Below are 18102 nucleotides of genomic sequence, written 5' to 3' on the forward strand. Positions count from 1 at the left end.
TTAGCCGGTTGGGAAAGGAGACACTATGGCTAAGTTTTTATCTTATGAACACCGTTTGGAGATTGAAAGTGGACTGAAGGAAGATCTGACTTTTACAGAGATAGGCAAGAAGCTGGGGAGGGACAGAACTACTATTACAAAAGAAGTCCGCAACTATGCAGCAGAGCAATGTACAGGATATTCAGTCTATCCCCATAATGTATGCAAGTATCGAAAAGGATGTAAGAGAAAAAAAGTGTGTGGAACAAATGAATGTAAGCATCCTATGGTAACCACATGCAGACAGTGTGAAAGCCTGTGTAACAGGTATTGCGAACAGTTTGAGGAAGAAGTATGTACCAGCAGATTTAAAGCCCCCTATGTATGTAATGGATGCAGTGAAGTGAAGAAGTGTACACTGACGAAGACAATCTATGACGCATTGGAAGCCCATTGTCAGGCATCTGAAAAGATTGCGGAATCTAGAAGTGGGATTCTTTCTACTGAAGGAGAAATTGCCAGACTGAATGAGATCCTGGTTCCGCTGATCAAACAAGGACAGTCCATACATCAGATTTATTTAACTAATAAGGATGAGTTAATGTGCAGCGAGAAGACTTTATACAATTACATAGATGGAAGTCTATTTGATGTGCGGAATATTGATCTCCCACGGAAAGTAAAGTATCGACCGCGTTATAAAAAACCAGAGCTGAAGGTAGACAGGGGCTGTCGTGTGGGAAGAAACTATCATGATTATGAGGTGTATCTGGAGCAGCATCCTGATACAGCAGTGATCCAGATGGATTCTGTGATAGGAAGCAAAGGTGGAAAGGTTCTGCTTACATTATTCTTTGTAGAAACGTCCTTGATGCTTGCATTCCTAAGAGACGCCAATACCTCTAAGTCAGTAATCGATATTTATGAGGAACTATATAATAAGCTGGGAGGACAGGACTTTCGAAAGTTGTTTCCAATCATTTTGACTGACAACGGAAGTGAATTTTCTAATCCGAAGAGTATAGAGTATGGTCCAGATGGTAAAGGATTTCAAAGAACCAGAATCTATTACTGTAATCCAAGTGCACCCTATCAGAAAGCGGAAATAGAGGTAGGCCATGAATTCATAAGAAGGGTATTTCCAAAGGGAAAAAGCTTTGATGAACTGATGCAGGAGGATATCAATCTGATGATGAATCATATCAATTCCTATAGAAGAAAAAAGCTGAATGGGAAAAGTCCGTATGAAGCATTCTGTTTTTATTATGGAAAAGACCTGGCTGATAAATTAGGATGCCACGAGGTTGCCGCCAACAGCATCAATTTAACACCAGGCCTTTTGAAAAAGTAGCAAGATAATCTTAAGATGAAACCACCGGCTGGAACGAAAAGACAGATACCAGCAGACGTGAATTTTGGAGTACAAAATTTGTAAGCCAAAATTCACGTCCGGTTTTTGTGCGCCAAAATCATCCTGTTACCAGAGATTATACCATGAAAAGCAAGAGAAAAACGTGAAAGTCATAACAATCGTGGAATTTCGAGTTCAAAAATGGAAGGTTGATTTCAAAATGTGAAACTCGATTACAAAACGGGAAGCTCGGATTGCAATTGAGCGCCCAAAAATACTACCAAATCAATTTCATGTAGAATAGACAAAAAACACTTAGAATATGCGAATAATATTGACTTATTAGCATAAAAACCTATAATGATGGTTAATTAAATTATATATTTAATTTGACTGGGGTATTTTAGTAATTTCTGATTGGAAGGCTAACCAAATGGATAATATGATACAAATAAAAGATATTTCACATACTTATGGTGATAAACAGGTATTAAAAGAAGTTAATTTAGATATAAAAAGTAATGAAATCTTTGGGCTGTTAGGACCGTCCGGAGCTGGTAAAACAACTTTAATAAAAATATTAACTGGTCAGCTTCAAGCAACAAAAGGGAAATCATATATTGATCAACTGGACACAATATATTCGAAAAAGAAAATATATGAAAGAATTGGGGTAATGATGGACATAGCCGGCTTATATGAAAGATTATCCTGCTATGAAAATCTATTACTTTATGCTCAAATACATAAAGTCAATAAGCTTTTAATAAATGAAGTTTTAAAAAAAGTTGGTTTACTGGAGGCAATAAATACAGTTGTCTGTAAACTATCGACAGGAATGCGTCAACGATTATTATTTGCACGAGCTATTTTACATAGCCCACTGGTATTATTTTTAGATGAACCGACAAGAGGTCTTGATCCTGTTACATCAGACAGCATACATCAGTTTATAAAAGAAATTAGAGATGAAGATACTACTATCTTTTTATGTACGCATAACATGGAAGAAGCTACTAAATTATGTGATAATATTGGATTATTACAGGAAGGTAAAATTATAGAGTATGGAAATCCTAAAGAAATCTGTAGAAAATACAATGAAGAAGATACATTTACTGTTATTTGTAAAAGCGGTGAACAACTAACGTTGAAAAATAATGAAACCGATAGAGAAAACATAATTCAATTATTCAGGGATAATAATGTAATGTCTATACATTCTTCTGAACCTAATCTTGAAAGTGTATTTATTAAACTTACTGGGAAAGGATTGGTGTAAATGGATTTTATTATTAAAATTTATGCTATAGCAAGAAAAGAAAAATCTGATTTTATAAAAAATAAAAAAAATTTAATCATGATGGTAATTTTCCCAATTCTTCTATTTATTATATCTATAGCTGAGAAACAATCGAATATTTCATCGATATCACCATCTTTTATAACTATGCATATCGTTATGGTTCCATTAATGTGTATGGCTACTATTATAGCAGAAGAAAAGGAAAAGAATACATTAAGAATGTTGATTTTATCCAATGTTAAACCTTTGGAATATTTAATTGGAATCGGTTTCATTATTTTTATGTTTTCATTAATGGGGTTAGGTGTCTTTAGTGTGATGGATGCTTTTGGAGAACATCCAAATCATATGATGGAAATTTATTTACTTTTAGGACAAATTTGCTCACTTATAATTGGCGCAATAATTGGTGTTTCAGTGAATAATCAGGTAAGTGTTACTCCAATTGCACTGCCGCTAATATTAACTTTATTTTTCATTCCTATCTTAGCTCAATCGAATACAATGATTGCTATGTTTTCAAAATATTTATTTACAGATGCAATTATGAGGATGCTTATCGCCAATAAATTTTATAGCGATAGCGGAATCATAATACTACTTAATATTTTGGTATTTTCAATATTTTTTGTTGTTTGCTATAAAAATAAAAAATTAATCCAATGAAACAATCAAAATATAAATTGTTCCAATTGACGGAACCATAATATAAAACTGGCTTTTGACGCTTGAATCATAAAATAAGGCAATATATAAATTAAAGCTTCTTCGTTTGACGAAGAAGCTTTTTTAGGCATAGAACATTATAAACTATAACACAAATAAAATTAAAAGTCTAGTAATTTTTTCCTGGTCCGGTACAATGAAGATAGTTAGTTACTGCTCACAGGTAACAAACGCGACGTGTTTTTTGTGAATGCATTGTCACAAAAAACCGGAGAATTGCAGCGCCAAAACGCTGCCCCCCTCGTTTTGTGTGCATCGCGAAGCGTGTTATTGTACACAACACTGCTGTTTTTTGCAGGGATGTGTACAGTAACGATAGTTAAGTTAATAAAAATTATTTCTCAAATATCTGGTAAAAGGGGGTGCCATTTTATGTATGGAGACCGGTAAATGGTAACTTATAAAAAGATGGATCGATTGATAATTAGTCCGCTGGTATCAGGCGGCAGGAGAGTTAAGAATTAGGAGGTTAGTTATGATTTTATCCGTATCGGACTGGTATGAGAAAAAGGAACACATTGAAGAAATGAAAGGCTGGGACAAGGGCAAATTAAAGATCTGGGAACAGCAGGTCACCGACAGGTTTCCGCCGGGAACAAAGATACTTGATATCGGAAGTGGATTGGGAAGAGAAGCATTTACACTATATAGACAGGGATTCCTTGTAACCGGACTTGATATTTCAGAATATGCAGTTGAAAAAGTTAAGGAAGAAGCGGTTAAAGCTGATTACGAAGTAGAATTTTATCACTATAACGGCGAAAAGATTCCCTTTGAAGATGAGACATTTGACGTTGTAATCATATGGAATCAGACCTTTGGATTGTTATACGGCGAGGAGTATAAGAAAAGATACATAAGTGAATGTAAGAGGGTTTTAAAGCCTCGAGGGCTGTTCAGCTATTCCGGGCATTCTCAGTTATATTTAGAAGAACACTACGATCACTGTCTTAATGGGTTTAAGTTTTACCCATACAGGGAACGGAGTATATACTGGGAGGCATTTACTTTGGAACAATTAGAAAATTATGCAAGACAGGCCGGGTTTCACATAGTATTGAGCGGAGAGGGTGAGATCTATGTACCGGAAGACGGTATTATTCTGCATTGCTTATGTAAAAAATAAGTGAGTAAATAATTGGGAGCAGGTAGAAATAATAGAAAGGAAAGGGTTAAAAATGAATAGGGACAGTTCAACGGAATGCTGGAATAAGATCGGAATTGAAGAATGGGTGGAGAAAGCACAGAACAATGATTTTCGTATGTATTTTATTATGCCTTATACATTGCAGCAGCTTGGAGAAGTAAAGGGAAAAAATATTCTGGATCTGGGATGTGGAGAGGGAGGATATGCAAGAGCACTTGCTGATAAAGGTGCAATGGTTACTGCTGTTGATTGTTCGGAAGAATTGTTGTCTTATGTTACTGAGAGAGCGGACAGAGAAGGAGCCAATATAAAGACAATGCTTCGGAATGCGAATCAGTTAGATGAGATTCAGGATGGTGGATATGATATTGTTTTATGCTCTATGCTGTTGATGGATGTGGAAGATCTAAACGGAACCTTAAAAGAAATCCATCGGGTATTAAAACCAAAAGGAAAAGTGTTTATCTCAATTCTACATCCGTGTTATAAGCCGAAAGAAAGCAGGTGGAAATTGGAAGAGGATAATATAAAGGTAGAAATTGCTGATTACTTTAACCCCTCAGAATGGCTTGATGAAATAAAGGGGATCAATGTACCTATTGTTTACCGGCATAGGACACTTTCGGATTATGTGAAAGCATTTAACCGGAATGGATTTATCTTAACCGATATGAATGAACCCGTTCCGACGGAAGAACAAAGAAAACAATCCGAAAGAATTGGCTGGCTGAGTAAAATACCGATGTACTTGTTTATGGAACTTGAAAGTAAATAGGCAATTGTGAAATAAATAAAAATAATATTGGAGTTTGCAATTGACTGCTAGGATTTGAGTGTCAAAAGCCATATATGAATGAACTATATTTTGCATCACGCAATCAAAATATAAATTGTGCAAGTTGACGAAACCATAATATAAAATTGGCTTTTGACACTCGAATCATGCTTGAAAATAAATAATAGGAGGAATAATGATATGGTAACACTCAGGAAAATTACATTGGATAACAGACGGGAGGTATTCCGTCTGGATGTAACACAAGAACAGCAGCATTATGTTGCATCGAATCTGTCAAGCGCCGCATCCTGTTATGTATTGGCAACCAACGGGGGTTGTCCTCTGCCGTTTGCTATTTATGCAGATGAACAAATAGTGGGATTTGTTATGATTGTTTATGGCAATACCGGATATGATCAGCCGGAAATGGCAGAGGGTAATTATTGTATCTTACGCCTGATGATAGGAAAACAATTTCAGAGACGCGGGTATGGGCGGGAAGCAATGGGGAAAATATTGGAGTACATACGTACCTTTCCTGCGGGACCCGCCAGGTATTGCTGGATATCCTACGAACCGGATAATATAGTAGCGAAAAGGCTCTATGAAAGCTTTGGATTTTGGGAGAGCGGGGAGATCTATAATAATGAGCCTGTAGCGGTAATGGAGTTATAAGTGTATCTGCCCACGAACAGGTAAGATATTCGTAAGAGCTTTGTATTGTATTTCACAAACATAAGATAATAGTAAATATTTGATGTTCTTGACAAAACAGACCACATGGTCTAATCTGTATATAGACCATGTGGTCTAAGGAGGGAAAGATGAATATACTATTTTTATGTTTAGGTACAAGAGGTGATGTGCAGCCTTATGTTGCAATTGGCAAAACAGCGAAAGAGTTCGGACATAAGGTCACCATATGTACCGGTAGATCATTTGAAAACTTTGTGAGAATAAATGGTCTGGAATTTACAGAATGCAGCTTGGATTTATTGGCCATATTACAAACTCCGGAAGGAAAGCAAGTGTTCGAAGACGGGATGAAACATCCTGTAAAAGCGATGCAATATGCAAGAAAAGTAATTAATCCCTTATATAGAAAAGCAATGACAGAATTTTATGAAGCATGTCAAACAAACGATGTTATTATATATCACCCGAAAGCATTCGGAGCTGTTGATATTGCGGAGAAATTAGGTATATTATGTATATCGATGCCGCCGGTACCAATCATTTATCCGATTACAGAATTCCCAAACCTCGCTATATCAACTAAAAATCTTGGCGGAACAATAAACAAACTAACCTATCAATTGACCAATTCAGGAGCAGAAAGTAATAATATTAAAGATATTAACGAATTTAGGGAAAAAGTACTTCATTTGGGAAGAAGGAAGTCCGGTGAATATATGATAAAAAGAAATGGATATCCGTTACCTATCATATATCCGATTTCACCCAGCTTGTTTACCGATATAAAAGAATTCAGAGAAAAAGTGTATTTATCCGGATTTCCTGTGTTAGAGGATGGGGGAACCCTTGATGAAGAAACAGAAGAATTTTTAAAGTATGGAAAACAACCAATCATAGTAACTTTTTCATCTATGCCGCTGAAAGATTCACAGTCATTTATGAAAAAAGTAGTTGCTTCTTTATCGGAAAGCGGAAACAGAGGAATAATTATTACCGGAAATAGCGGAATCAAGATGTCATCAAGCGAAAGCCTTATGATAAAAGAATTTCTGCCCCATGATGCGGTATTTAAGCGGGCAAAAGGAATTTTACACCATGGAGGGGTCGGGACTATGGCTGCGGCATTGCGAAGCGGAAGGCCGCAGGTGATTATGCCCTTTAATGTAGATCAACCCTTTTGGGCAAAGAGGTTATATAATTTGGGATATTCCTTAAAACCGCTGAAAGAAAGCGATTCGGAGAAAGAATTTGTAAACAGGTTTATTGCAATGGACAATAAGGATATCATTCTTCAATCAGAGAAAATTGCAGCCATTATAAATCAGGAAAAAGCGAACGAAAAAGCAGTGGGATATATAGAACAGCAATATAGGGAATGGTACAAACATAATGAATAAAAGAGAAGCTATCTTATCGGCAGCATTAACAGAATTTAGCAGTAATGATTATGAAAACGCGTCGGTGAATAAGATCATAAAGGAGGCCAATACCAGCAAGGGCAACTTCTATCATTATTTTAACAATAAAGAAGAATTATATATTGTGTTGTTAGAAGAAGCATGGAGAAAAAAGATGGAAGTTATGGTTTTTGCTGATGAAGATGATATCTTTGTTAAACTTCATAATCAAGTAATGGCAGGAATAAAATTTGCGAGAGAAAATCCAGAATATTATCAGCTGAGCAGAAGATTTGCCAAAGAGAAAAATTTAGAGATATATAATCGGGTATTAAAGGAAATTGCAATGGAAAGCGAGAAAGAGAACGTTGATTTAAACCCACAAACAAAATATAATAGGTCTATGATTCGGGATGAGTTTCCGAGGGAGTTCGTAGATAACTTTTTATCGCTTGTGTTTAATAATATAAATGAATTAATTAATGATACCGATGATATATCAAAAGTGGAAGAAAAGCTGTTACTTTTAATCAAAGTACTAAAAAACGGATTGGAAAGATAAAGGCTGACGGAATTGTCTACGGCTGTTATCTGGATCATATCCATAAGACCTTAGGAAAAATCGGAGATTGTATGATAAAATGACATAGCGATAAGAAATAATCATGGAAGGATAAAATATGATAAGAGAATTTAAAATCAGCGATTTAGAATCGGTTATGAACTTATGGCTTGATACGAATGTACAGGCACATGATTTTATTCCCAAAAGTTACTGGATGGGAAATTATGACAATGTGAAAGAAATGTTACCCGATGCAACCATTTATGTTTATGAGTCCAACGACATCCTTCAGGGCTTTGTTGGTTTAATAGGCAATTATATTGCAGGAATATTTATTGAGGTGAGCTGTCAATCCATGGGTTTAGGGAAAGCGTTACTCGATTATATTAAGGCAAACCATTCTGAATTAACTTTGCAGGTTTATAAAAAAAATACCCGTGCGGTTAAATTTTATTTAAGGGAGTCTTTTGTAGTCTCAGTAGAGCAGCAGGATGAAAATACCGGCGAAACAGAACTTGTAATGTCTTGGACAAAATAAGCTGAACTCATATATGCAGCAAAAAGCAGGCCAAAATTTACGGCCTGCTTTTTAGCTGTTATATATTATTCTCCAATTTCAAAGGTACAATGAACGACAGCCGTGATCTCTTTCTCCAACGATGAGGTATCATTCACTCCAGAATCTTCAATATCATTGGAATATAACGGAGTAATCTGCATAACACCCATATCGGCTTTTGTTAAACCACCAAGCTTGCTTCCTGCGTTTTCAGCAATCATCTGTGCACGTTTCTTGGCATCTTTAGTTGCTTCGGCAAGCATCGTTACCTTTAAATCAGCCAATTTGGTATAGAGATATTGCGGATCATAGGATTGGAACTGTACACCGTCATTCAGAAGTTCAGTAGCACTTCTTGAAATCTCTGTCACTTTATCAATTTCAGAGGAACGAATCGTGATGGTTTCGCTTAGATCATAATTATTGATCTCATTTGTCTGTATTCCATTAACATCGTACACATAATTAACCATTGTGTTAATTGCTGAAAATACAATATCCTCTTCTTTGATTCCTTTACCCACAAGATATTTTTTTACTTTCTCCCGATCTGTTTCCAGTTGGGTATAAGCATCCTTAAGTACAGGGGATTGTTTATTGAAATAACCCGTCCATACAATCAGATCCGAAGTGATCTGTTTCTTGGCTGAACCGGTAACTTCTATACTGGTTCTGGTACTTTTAATCTTAACGAGTCCGTTCACTCCTATCAGCGATGCAGCTACGATACCCGCCATAAGAATCACTGCAACAATGATATTTCCTATCATCCTATGTTTGTTATCATTCATAACTATGTATCCTCCTATGATACTATCCTTTTAATACACCTATCTTACTCTCTTGCCTAAAATACTTCAAGTTTTATTAAATAAAATTAATAATATTAATAAAAACTTAAATATTACCAAATACTGCTACAAGTAGAACAGCAGGTAACAATCATTTTAACACTTTTTTATTGTTGAGGTACCTTCTTCATGCCATTCAAAAAACTAGAAAAGTAAAAAAATTATAGATTATAGACATAATAGTTGATGTCTTTTGATTAACTGATATGATACCATGTATTTGTTCTATAATTTAGCACAGGAGGGGGGTAAAAATTTGTTTTCACATTTGGCTATGACTAACATGGATGTGGAAACAGTGGCAAAACACAAGATACGGCATTTACGAAGAAACAGACAAAAAGGAAGCGGTAACACTAACGATAAACGCAAATAAGGAGATAGAAAAAGACACGAATATAAAACCAGCAGTGATAGAAACACCGGCTTGAGATGCCTTGTCAGTTACAGATAGATTCAGGCATCCAGGCAGTAGATTTAGCTGAGTAATACAGTATTCACATTCTATTTGTAATAGTATCCCATTTGCGTATAATATACATATCTATGATATGCCAAAATCGATATAATTGATGGCAGTGTAAACTGCGCACCGAACTCGATCGGCAAAACAAACATAAAAATGAAGTAACCTCAGAGGACGTGTTTTATGACGATGGCATAAAGGAAGTTACCTCACCTGAGGTGCTTAACCACGTTTCACGTTAGAAACGATTCAAAAAACGAGGGACCCCGACCTCAGAAAATAAAAGGGGCAAATAATAATAAGGAGGAAATCACTATGAAAAAAATCTTAACAATTGTTTTTGCGATTGTCATAGCATTAAACTTTCAGGTACCAACTATGGCCTTTGACATACCAGCCAGCAATAACGTGGATGTTTTTGAGGCTGGAGCTTTTGAGGCGGTAGACGGCTGGTATATGGGCGAAATTAATGTCGGTTGGCACGGAAATGGCAATAATATAGTCGATGTGGACTGGGTTGGCAATAAGGGCGAGGTCATCGCCACGCCATACACAGTAGAGAATAACAAACAAGAAGCAGGCAGACTCGGAATCAAGATAGCGCAGACAACTGAGGAGCAGACGGTTGTATTTACACTGACAAAGATAAACGGACAAAAGCTTGACACTGCAATTATAGTTCCCGCATTGAACGATGGCCCGATTTCATTCGACATTTTAAGAACCGCGAGCAACCCGGGATATTATTATTCCGGCGCTTTGATCGATATGGGTGTTACTTTAACAGCCGGCGCCGTGGATAAAGACACTTTCTTTGCAAAAGCCAGGGTAACCGAATATGACGGTAGTGTTCAGGGGACTTTTGGAAACTACGCATGGGATCCTGAAAAAGCGAGTTACGCTCTCGGAGATGGATGGGCCAGATGGAATATTGTTGATGCCTATGTTTCGGATGCTAATGGGAACAGAGTCGAGGAAGGGAAATATGTCAAAATTGACATAGAATGGCTGACCAGAACTGAGCCAAGCGGAGCCAGCAGCGCTAACCGCTATGATGTACCTGCTACCCGTGCCGCGTGGTACACTGCAGGCGGATACATTGCTTTTGCAAACATAGAGCTTGCAATTACACAAAACACAGTAATTCCCGGCATAGGCGAGGCGACTTATGTTCAGGGAGAAACAAGGCACGATCCCATATTCGACCGGTTTGAGATCTCGGATGCCCCTGGTGGAGGTAAGTATGCGCTGTATACCCCTGATAATGCCGGCGCAGACAATAAAAGGCCGATACTTATCTGGTTCCATGGCACAGGAGAACGCTATCATGGCGCTAACCCGGGCGGCAATCTCATAGGCAACAGAGCCCTTTCGTTCGCTGGCGAGGAATTTCAGGAGGCCCTTGACGGCTGCTATATCTTGGCTCCGCAATCAACAACGGCCGGATGGAGCGGCAACCGGCTAAATGATATGGAGCAACTGATCAATACGGTGGTTGCTGAAAATTATATTGATACAGAACGGATTTATGTTGGCGGTCTTTCAATGGGTACCGGCATGACAATTCCTCTGATAACATCTAATACCGAAAATAAAATTAATTTCGCCGCGGCGATTCTATGTTCCGGAGGCAATTTAAATGCAGCACAGTCACAGATAATCGCCAGTAAGGGTTTCCCTGTGTATCTTGTTGGCAGCACGTCGGACTCCGCAGCCACCAACCTTCCAACCTCTCTCGGAAACCTGTTGGCGGCAGGAGTTAACGCCAAGATGAAGCTGTATCCTGCGGGCCCCGTTTTCGACGGAACCTATTATTATGGTGCTCACGACGCATGGAATTATATTTATAACAATATTGTAGCGGACGAGAGCGGCGAGACTATCTTTCAGTGGCTTGCTAATCAGAGCCGGTGAGTTTAAAGAGCGAATCGCAAAAACCCAGAAAATCTAAGAAGAAACCAAACCAGAAATCTAAGAATTATTAGAAGAATATAAGGAAAAGAAAGTGATACGGTTTACTACAAGAGAAGAAAAGAATGATTATTTGATAAAACAGGGGTTTTAAAGTTTTGAATAAACTTTGAAACCCTTGTTTCTTGTTATTTGGATATTCAATTATTATGCAATAGAAATAATTTATCATTAATTTTAACTGTAATTGCCTTAGAATTCAAACTAAAATCCCCGCAACCCCTCCCCAATCACAATATCGATTATATCAATGTGAATGGAATATTGGAGATACTTTCGCTTATCAATTAGAGAGTGTTTATGCAAAGGAAAATGGATTATACAAAAGATATTTGATTTTAAGAAAAGTTGATGAGACTATTTGGTGGCGGGACATGTGATCCCAATTCTATATGCTCAAATAACAGAGGATGAGAAACTCCCCCAAATAGAAGATGAAATATCCAAATTAAAATATATACAAACAGCTAATTGGGAGGGAGGTAAAGTATACTTATTAACAATGATATCTACTTCCAAAAAGGTAATCCCTATTAAACAATTGAAGTATATTGGGAATATAAATCATTTGCCTTCACCGAATAACGAATTTATCCCGGCAGATAAGATATCTATTCCAGTTTACCGTTGGAAGAATATCGAAAAAGGATTAATTGAAACCTGATCTGCGCCGGATGGAGTTTCGTAACTATACCGGGAATCAGGTTTGTATGGAATTAGAAATACCGGACGATCAGGTACTTCTAAGTGATGAGGAAATGTAGCATTTTGTTCTTAATGACAGCTATATCGATAATAGTACAAATGATGAGGAATTTGAGTCTGAGTGTGAATGGTTTGTTAATCTTCCTCAAATTCAGCAAAAAATACTGAAAAAAAAGTTTTGGGAAAAGATTTTTGATATCTCGCCGCCGATTAATACAGAATGGCATAGGCAAGGGATGTTTATACAAGCCGTTTTCTGGGAACTGCGCCTGGAGTATGTAGTTACGGTACGGCATTTTATAGGGAAAAAAAAGTAATTATAGAAATGAAAAATTGTCTGATAAGTAAGAGATTCGGTAAAGTAACTTTGAATGAAGTACAAAGCTATCATACAGCCACATTGGAAAGCACTTCAGAAATGTCGGAACCGGAAGAATTAGAGCGATAGCTGTCCCACAAACATGGGGCTTTTATGAGTTGTTAACTATCCAGAAATATGATAGAATAACATCATGGAACAATCGTGTTGCAGGGTGCGTTGACCCTCATTCTTTTCAGAACGGGGGTGATGCCTATGAAAAATCATTTTGATTTCAAGGATATACTTACTTTTGGTATATTCCTTTTGGCATTGCTTACATTTGTTTTTACGTTTTGTAAGTAGCTATACATAGCAAAAACCACCCTGGTATACTTGGCGGTTACTGGGTGGCTTTGCTTCTCATTTAACGGTCAAACACCTTGTGGGCGGTTGTTCCTTTTCTAACCTAAGAATACCACATTTCGATGTGGTTTGTAAAGATGGAAATGAGAAAATATATAAAGGAGCGGTGGATATGCTCTCTGAAGTGGCTAATTCCCGAAAAATATGGACTCCGGTAGAAAGTATTGATATTCTAATTGATAACGTAAGAACAATATTAAGTGGAAATGACTTTACAGTCTATTTATTTGGTTCAATTTGTTACGATGATTTTAAACTTGGATGGAGTGATATTGATATACTTATATTAACTGAGAAAACATTATCAGAAAACCAGGCAGAACAATTAGTTAATCTACGGCAGACATTATTAGAAGTATATAGGGAAAATCGTTACTTTAGGTCATTTGAGGGCGGGATTTTAAGCATAAATGAATTTCTTAATAAAAAACAAGAGCGGGTTGTTTATTGGGGAACAAGTGGGCAGAGAATTACAGATAATTATTGCTTTGATGTGTTTTCAACGATGCAGTTAAAAGACTCAGGTATTCTAATTTACGGAAACAATATAAGAAATCAAATACAATATCCATCCTATGATGAAATAGTTCAAGCAGTTGCAAATCATTATCGAACAATTCGAAACTATGCTGTTAAGCCAGGTAGAAATCTATATTCGATCGGATGGATGTTAGATATTGCAAGATGCTTATATACCTTATCTGAAAGAAAAATCATTTCTAAAACAAATGCTGGTTATTGGGCATTAGAGAAAGGCTTAGTTCCTAATGTAGAGGTGATGAAAAAAGTAATAAAGATAAGAGAAAATCCAATGATGTATAAAGATAAAATAGAAGTTCAAGACTGGTCAGAAACGCTTGGACCTATAATACAGGAATTTGCAGATGTGTTAGAAAAAAGACTATTAGTATAATGCGATTTAGGATATTAATGGTGGTATATTAAAAATCTTCGGATAATCAAAATTCAGAAGGCGTTTTTGGTATTAAATCAACCATCTTAATTTTATTTTGGGGTATCGCTTGGGGATAATTAGTACTTACACTTAAAGAATTTGTATGATTAATGAGGTTAAAATGAAAAAAATTATCGGTTCTTGTATCGGGTTTTTAATAGTTATAATCATATTTGTCATGTTAAAAATTACAAATTCTTATACAATTGAAAAAGCCACTGCTAATGGTGATTTTATTACTTATCCCGAACAAATCAATATGGAAAGCTTCAATGAATTTATCACTAATGTTAATAATCACGTTAATTCCAAAATACGGATTACAGAATATTCGAAAGAGGGAGTACCTAAAGTAAATGATTTAACTTTCGATAATGATGTTATTGTATTGCATTCATTTTATCCTAACAGTTTATTCAATAAAAAGAAAAAAACGGGTGAATATTCAGAGATATATTTTGAAAGTATTGGTGATGATAAAGATATGTATTTATTGAATTCAAAACTAGGTACTAAGACTTATATTTGTCAAATCAGGAATTTTAAATGAATTAAACGATAACAGAAGATACGGTATTTTGAGGACATACCTAGAAACACTACAGGATATCGCCGGGGGTAATCTTAACACGAAAATACCTATAAGGGGAGAGGATGACCATTTTGAATATTCAAAGTTACTGTCGGAACTTAAGTTGAATAGAAGATTATGGCTGTAGGCAGGAGTTATTGAAAACCGTAAGGTGACGTCCCCTCACGGTTAAGGGATGATTAGAGTTTATTATTTCATCTCAAAGGATAACGACCTGCTCTTTTTCATTATTGTCGTTAATACTACAAGGGTTAGAAGCAGTGCAAGCAAATCTGCTAACGGCTGTGCAAATATTAACCCGCTGAGGCCAAAGGCACTGTTAAACACAAATAAAATTGGAATATAAAATAATCCTTGTCTGGCAATAGAAAGCAAAAAGGAAGCTTTTCCTTTTCCCATAGCTTGTACGGTCACAGCACCAACCATTTGAGCACCATATACAGGAAGTGACCACATAAGTCCTAAAAGTATAAAACTACCTTGTGAAATAACATCCGGCAGAGGTGTAAAAAACGAAATAATCTGATTGGAAAAAAGACCAAAAAGTATAGTTAACACTGTGCCGATGACACTGGTAATCAGCATCCCTTTTTTAATAATCTCCTGTACACGGTTATAGTTTTTTGCACCAAAATTATATCCCAGTAACGGTTGACATCCGGCGGCAAATCCCATAAATATATAGGTTCCGATCGTCATTATCTTGGATGCGACACCTATTCCGGCTACAGTATTATTACCATATGAAACAGCTAAATTATTACATAACATAACAGCCACACCCATAAGTAACTGACTGGTTGAAGAGGGGATTCCAATTGAAAATATCTCTCTCCAAATGTCTTTTTCAAAAGAGATATTTTTGAATTTGAATTTAATCATTGATTTATCACGAACATAAAATATTATGTAATAAATTAGACCAAATGCATTACCAAGCACAGTTGCAACTGCCGCACCTTGAATTCCCATATGCAGGGTGAAAATAAAAATCGGATCCAAAATCGTATTAGCGATTGTACCAATAAGCATACCCATCATGGACACAAGAGCAGAACCTTCGCTTCGCAATAACTGTCCCAAAGCGAAATTGCCCATAATAATTGCTGCTCCCAGAAGTAGTACCAGAGAGTAATCTAAAGCAAAGGAATAAGTCTCATCCACTGCCCCTAAAGCATGGACAATCGGAGAAATAAAGATACTTCCGATGATAGAACACAATATACCTAAACTAATACATATCGTAATACCTGATGAAAGGACTTTGCTTGCCTTATTATAATCTGATTTTCCCATACATCTGGAAATATAAGAAGAAGCACCTGTCCCTATAATTCCTGATAAAGCCATTAATATCATAAACAGCGGTGTAGTTATATTAGCAGCTGCCAGTTGATTTTGATCTTCCAGCTTACCAATAAAATATATGTCTATAAGATTATAAAGCAATTGAATCATCATTCCCATAACCATGGGAATAGACATTGTAAATATCGCCTTGCTGACGGGCGATTTACTTAATAACTGTATTCGTTTTTCATCCATTTGAATTTTACCTTTCTTTTCCTTTGTCATAATGTCTTAATCCATCATTTTCGGATTCATAATCTCTTAAAATTGTAAGAGCTTTTTCATCAAGACCGCCAAATAAAACAGCAGCTTCAACTTGAGGGTAAATATACTCTGCGTGGGGAAGCATAATTCTGATTAATTTATAATCAAGTTCACCCTCAAGGATTTTCTGAAATATGATAGATATTGAATTACCATCAAGAAAAGGGATTAAGCGTTCAAGTAAAGTTTCATTGATTGTGTCATAGGTTGCATTTTCCAACAGTTTAATAACAGTATCATCATTTATGTACTCCGCGAGTGAAACAATACTTGAAATATCTATTCCGTGTTTTGCAAGACCTTTCGCCATCTTATCGAGTAAACTTGGCTTTAGCAGCGGTGCGATATTTACAATATCAGATATGCACTGCTTGTCCAAATCATCGTATATATCCTGCCCCTCCACAGCACATTCAAGAATGGCGGCTTCCTTTAGTGTCGGATGGCCGGAACTAATAAGTTCATCAAGAGTGATACCAAATACGTCTGCAATTTCAATTAAAATAGATATATCGGGGAAACTATCTCCGCACTCATATTTGGATATTGCCTGGCGAGTCAGGTTAAGCCGTTCAGCAAGCTCAGATTGAGTCATATCGGCTTTCTTGCGAAGTCTCGAAATATACGCACCAAATCTCTTTATATCGAACATTAAATCACCTCCTGGTACTTAGAATAACTTAGAAATAGTAGCAAATCAAGCAAAGGATAGTTGCTATTACCAGCTCATTTTATAATTAAGCGTTTTAAAATTAATACAATAAATAAATATCGTATTGATGTCACTGAATGATAATATGGAGTAGTTAATGTTAAAGCGTATATTGGTAATGTTGGTATAAAAGATGAAATAAAAAATATAGATGCTTTATTCAATTATCTTTTTGTGTAGTATAATTAAAAAATATTTGCTATAATATTCTTAAACATGATTTAATAAATAGGTGAATTTATGTTGCTAAAAAACGTAAAAATAAATGGTAAAATTGATTTTATGCTTGTTTAAGGACTTTTAGTAATCAAATGAAGTTAGAGAACCCTGGAACAACTACTAGATAATAAAAATGAGATAAAATTGCGATAAGTATTTTAAATTATGTGATTTTATTGCTAGAAAGCAAATGAAGTTATGTTATTCTTGTTAAAGATTATAATATTCACGAAGCACCATTTTAGAGGGTATGGGATGCATAATATGGATGATAGAATAGGTGTACTAGAATTCTATTTTAAGAAAATTAACATGGATTTGGTGATTTAATATGAGAATATACGAAAATGTAACAGAGCAGCGACGGAAAACAATGAGTCATATCAAAGGTAAGGGTACAAGTATTGAATTAGCGCTTAGCAAGGCTTTGTGGGTAAAAGGATATCGATATAGGAAGAATTATAAAGTATTACCTGGATCCCCAGATATTGTTTTGACAAAGTATAAGATAGCAATTTTTTGCGATAGTGAGTTTTTTCATGGTAAAGATTGGGAAATGTTGAGACGAAAACTAGAAAAAGGTAATAATGCTCAATATTGGGTAAATAAAATTCAAGATAATATGAATCGTGATAATGAAATAGACAAAAAATTATTGTTCGCTGGTTGGACGGTAATCCATTTCTGGGGGAAAGATATTCTTAAATGTACGGATGAGTGTGTAAAGGTGATTGAGGAAACTGTTTTTGATTTGATGATTTCAGATTATGAATTATGATATAGAGGAAG

The 18102-nt window shown here is 36.0% G+C and carries 17 protein-coding genes; 14 read left to right on the plus strand and 3 right to left on the minus strand.

The annotated features are described in order from the left end of the window. Positions 1-25 precede the first annotated feature (25 nt). The 9 genes from RBU59_RS23430 to RBU59_RS23470 all read left to right on the plus strand — a co-directional run bounded on the left by RBU59_RS23430 (position 26) and on the right by RBU59_RS23470 (position 8483). The gene (locus RBU59_RS23430; RefSeq protein ID WP_308143387.1) at positions 26-1330 is read left to right on the plus strand and encodes an IS30 family transposase; all 1305 of its coding nucleotides are present in this window, start codon (positions 26-28) and stop codon (positions 1328-1330) included. A 433-nt stretch (positions 1331-1763) separates the two neighbouring features. Beyond that, the gene (locus RBU59_RS23435; protein ID WP_308144891.1) at positions 1764-2612 is read left to right on the plus strand and encodes an ABC transporter ATP-binding protein; all 849 of its coding nucleotides are present in this window, start codon (positions 1764-1766) and stop codon (positions 2610-2612) included. Next, positions 2613-3302 (plus strand): ABC transporter permease, encoded by a 690-nt coding sequence (locus RBU59_RS23440; protein ID WP_308144892.1) that lies wholly within the window; start codon positions 2613-2615, stop codon positions 3300-3302. Between the two features lie 535 nt (positions 3303-3837). Next, complete coding sequence (locus tag RBU59_RS23445) at positions 3838-4488, plus strand: class I SAM-dependent methyltransferase (RefSeq protein ID WP_308144893.1); 651 nt, start codon at positions 3838-3840, stop codon at positions 4486-4488. 52 nt (positions 4489-4540) lie between these two features. Next, positions 4541-5284, plus strand: a complete 744-nt coding sequence (locus RBU59_RS23450; protein WP_308144894.1) for a class I SAM-dependent methyltransferase — start codon at positions 4541-4543, stop codon at positions 5282-5284. A gap of 201 nt (positions 5285-5485) precedes the next feature. Continuing rightward, positions 5486-5962 (plus strand): GNAT family N-acetyltransferase, encoded by a 477-nt coding sequence (locus RBU59_RS23455; protein ID WP_308144895.1) that lies wholly within the window; start codon positions 5486-5488, stop codon positions 5960-5962. A 149-nt stretch (positions 5963-6111) separates the two neighbouring features. After that, positions 6112-7380, plus strand: coding sequence for a glycosyltransferase (locus RBU59_RS23460; RefSeq protein WP_308144896.1), 1269 nt, complete (start codon positions 6112-6114; stop codon positions 7378-7380). Then, positions 7373-7942, plus strand: a complete 570-nt coding sequence (locus RBU59_RS23465) for a TetR/AcrR family transcriptional regulator (RefSeq protein WP_308144897.1) — start codon at positions 7373-7375, stop codon at positions 7940-7942. The genes RBU59_RS23460 and RBU59_RS23465 overlap by 8 nt, the downstream gene beginning before the upstream one ends. Positions 7943-8060: 118 nt before the next feature. Continuing rightward, positions 8061-8483, plus strand: a complete 423-nt coding sequence (locus RBU59_RS23470; RefSeq protein WP_308144898.1) for a GNAT family N-acetyltransferase — start codon at positions 8061-8063, stop codon at positions 8481-8483. A 65-nt stretch (positions 8484-8548) separates the two neighbouring features. On the opposite strand, the gene RBU59_RS23475 is transcribed toward RBU59_RS23470, so the two are convergent. Then, complete coding sequence (locus RBU59_RS23475; RefSeq protein WP_308144899.1) at positions 8549-9295, minus strand: SIMPL domain-containing protein; 747 nt, start codon at positions 9293-9295, stop codon at positions 8549-8551. A gap of 841 nt (positions 9296-10136) precedes the next feature. Between RBU59_RS23475 and RBU59_RS23480 the strand changes: the two genes are divergently transcribed. The 4 genes from RBU59_RS23480 to RBU59_RS23495 all read left to right on the plus strand — a co-directional run bounded on the left by RBU59_RS23480 (position 10137) and on the right by RBU59_RS23495 (position 14726). After that, positions 10137-11735: a PHB depolymerase family esterase gene (locus tag RBU59_RS23480; protein ID WP_308144900.1), complete on the plus strand. Its 1599-nt coding sequence runs from the start codon at positions 10137-10139 to the stop codon at positions 11733-11735. 433 nt (positions 11736-12168) lie between these two features. Continuing rightward, a complete protein-coding gene (locus RBU59_RS23485; RefSeq protein ID WP_308144901.1) occupies positions 12169-12456 on the plus strand; it encodes a hypothetical protein in 288 nt (95 codons plus the stop codon). A gap of 877 nt (positions 12457-13333) precedes the next feature. Further along, the gene (locus RBU59_RS23490) at positions 13334-14134 is read left to right on the plus strand and encodes a nucleotidyltransferase domain-containing protein (RefSeq protein WP_308144902.1); all 801 of its coding nucleotides are present in this window, start codon (positions 13334-13336) and stop codon (positions 14132-14134) included. A gap of 163 nt (positions 14135-14297) precedes the next feature. Further along, the gene (locus tag RBU59_RS23495) at positions 14298-14726 is read left to right on the plus strand and encodes a DUF4362 domain-containing protein (RefSeq protein WP_308144903.1); all 429 of its coding nucleotides are present in this window, start codon (positions 14298-14300) and stop codon (positions 14724-14726) included. A 231-nt stretch (positions 14727-14957) separates the two neighbouring features. Here the strand turns inward: RBU59_RS23495 and RBU59_RS23500 are convergent, their stop codons facing one another. Beyond that, complete coding sequence (locus tag RBU59_RS23500; RefSeq protein ID WP_308144904.1) at positions 14958-16343, minus strand: MATE family efflux transporter; 1386 nt, start codon at positions 16341-16343, stop codon at positions 14958-14960. Next, complete coding sequence (locus tag RBU59_RS23505; RefSeq protein WP_308144905.1) at positions 16321-17034, minus strand: helix-turn-helix domain-containing protein; 714 nt, start codon at positions 17032-17034, stop codon at positions 16321-16323. Before RBU59_RS23505 ends, RBU59_RS23500 begins: the two co-directional genes overlap by 23 nt. A 610-nt stretch (positions 17035-17644) precedes the next feature. Here RBU59_RS23505 and RBU59_RS23510 point away from each other — a divergent pair. Further along, on the plus strand, positions 17645-18091 hold the full coding sequence (locus RBU59_RS23510) for a very short patch repair endonuclease (protein WP_308144906.1): 447 nt from the start codon (positions 17645-17647) through the stop codon (positions 18089-18091). Positions 18092-18102 lie beyond the last annotated feature (11 nt).

Origin of the sequence: Anaerocolumna sp. MB42-C2 (assembly GCF_030913705.1) — a bacterium.
Lineage (GTDB): Bacteria > Bacillota > Clostridia > Lachnospirales > Lachnospiraceae > Anaerocolumna.

Coding starts and splice junctions, on each gene's coding strand:
- RBU59_RS23465 (WP_308144897.1), top strand. CDS start 7,373: ATGAATAAAAGAGAAGCTATCTTATCGGCAGCATTAACAGAATTTAGC.
- RBU59_RS23440 (WP_308144892.1), top strand. CDS start 2,613: ATGGATTTTATTATTAAAATTTATGCTATAGCAAGAAAAGAAAAATCT.
- RBU59_RS23455 (WP_308144895.1), top strand. CDS start 5,486: ATGGTAACACTCAGGAAAATTACATTGGATAACAGACGGGAGGTATTC.
- RBU59_RS23505 (WP_308144905.1), bottom strand. CDS start 17,034: ATGTTCGATATAAAGAGATTTGGTGCGTATATTTCGAGACTTCGCAAG.
- RBU59_RS23445 (WP_308144893.1), top strand. CDS start 3,838: ATGATTTTATCCGTATCGGACTGGTATGAGAAAAAGGAACACATTGAA.
- RBU59_RS23470 (WP_308144898.1), top strand. CDS start 8,061: ATGATAAGAGAATTTAAAATCAGCGATTTAGAATCGGTTATGAACTTA.
- RBU59_RS23460 (WP_308144896.1), top strand. CDS start 6,112: ATGAATATACTATTTTTATGTTTAGGTACAAGAGGTGATGTGCAGCCT.
- RBU59_RS23490 (WP_308144902.1), top strand. CDS start 13,334: ATGCTCTCTGAAGTGGCTAATTCCCGAAAAATATGGACTCCGGTAGAA.
- RBU59_RS23500 (WP_308144904.1), bottom strand. CDS start 16,343: ATGACAAAGGAAAAGAAAGGTAAAATTCAAATGGATGAAAAACGAATA.
- RBU59_RS23475 (WP_308144899.1), bottom strand. CDS start 9,295: ATGAATGATAACAAACATAGGATGATAGGAAATATCATTGTTGCAGTG.
- RBU59_RS23430 (WP_308143387.1), top strand. CDS start 26: ATGGCTAAGTTTTTATCTTATGAACACCGTTTGGAGATTGAAAGTGGA.
- RBU59_RS23480 (WP_308144900.1), top strand. CDS start 10,137: ATGAAAAAAATCTTAACAATTGTTTTTGCGATTGTCATAGCATTAAAC.
- RBU59_RS23495 (WP_308144903.1), top strand. CDS start 14,298: ATGAAAAAAATTATCGGTTCTTGTATCGGGTTTTTAATAGTTATAATC.
- RBU59_RS23435 (WP_308144891.1), top strand. CDS start 1,764: ATGGATAATATGATACAAATAAAAGATATTTCACATACTTATGGTGAT.
- RBU59_RS23510 (WP_308144906.1), top strand. CDS start 17,645: ATGAGAATATACGAAAATGTAACAGAGCAGCGACGGAAAACAATGAGT.
- RBU59_RS23450 (WP_308144894.1), top strand. CDS start 4,541: ATGAATAGGGACAGTTCAACGGAATGCTGGAATAAGATCGGAATTGAA.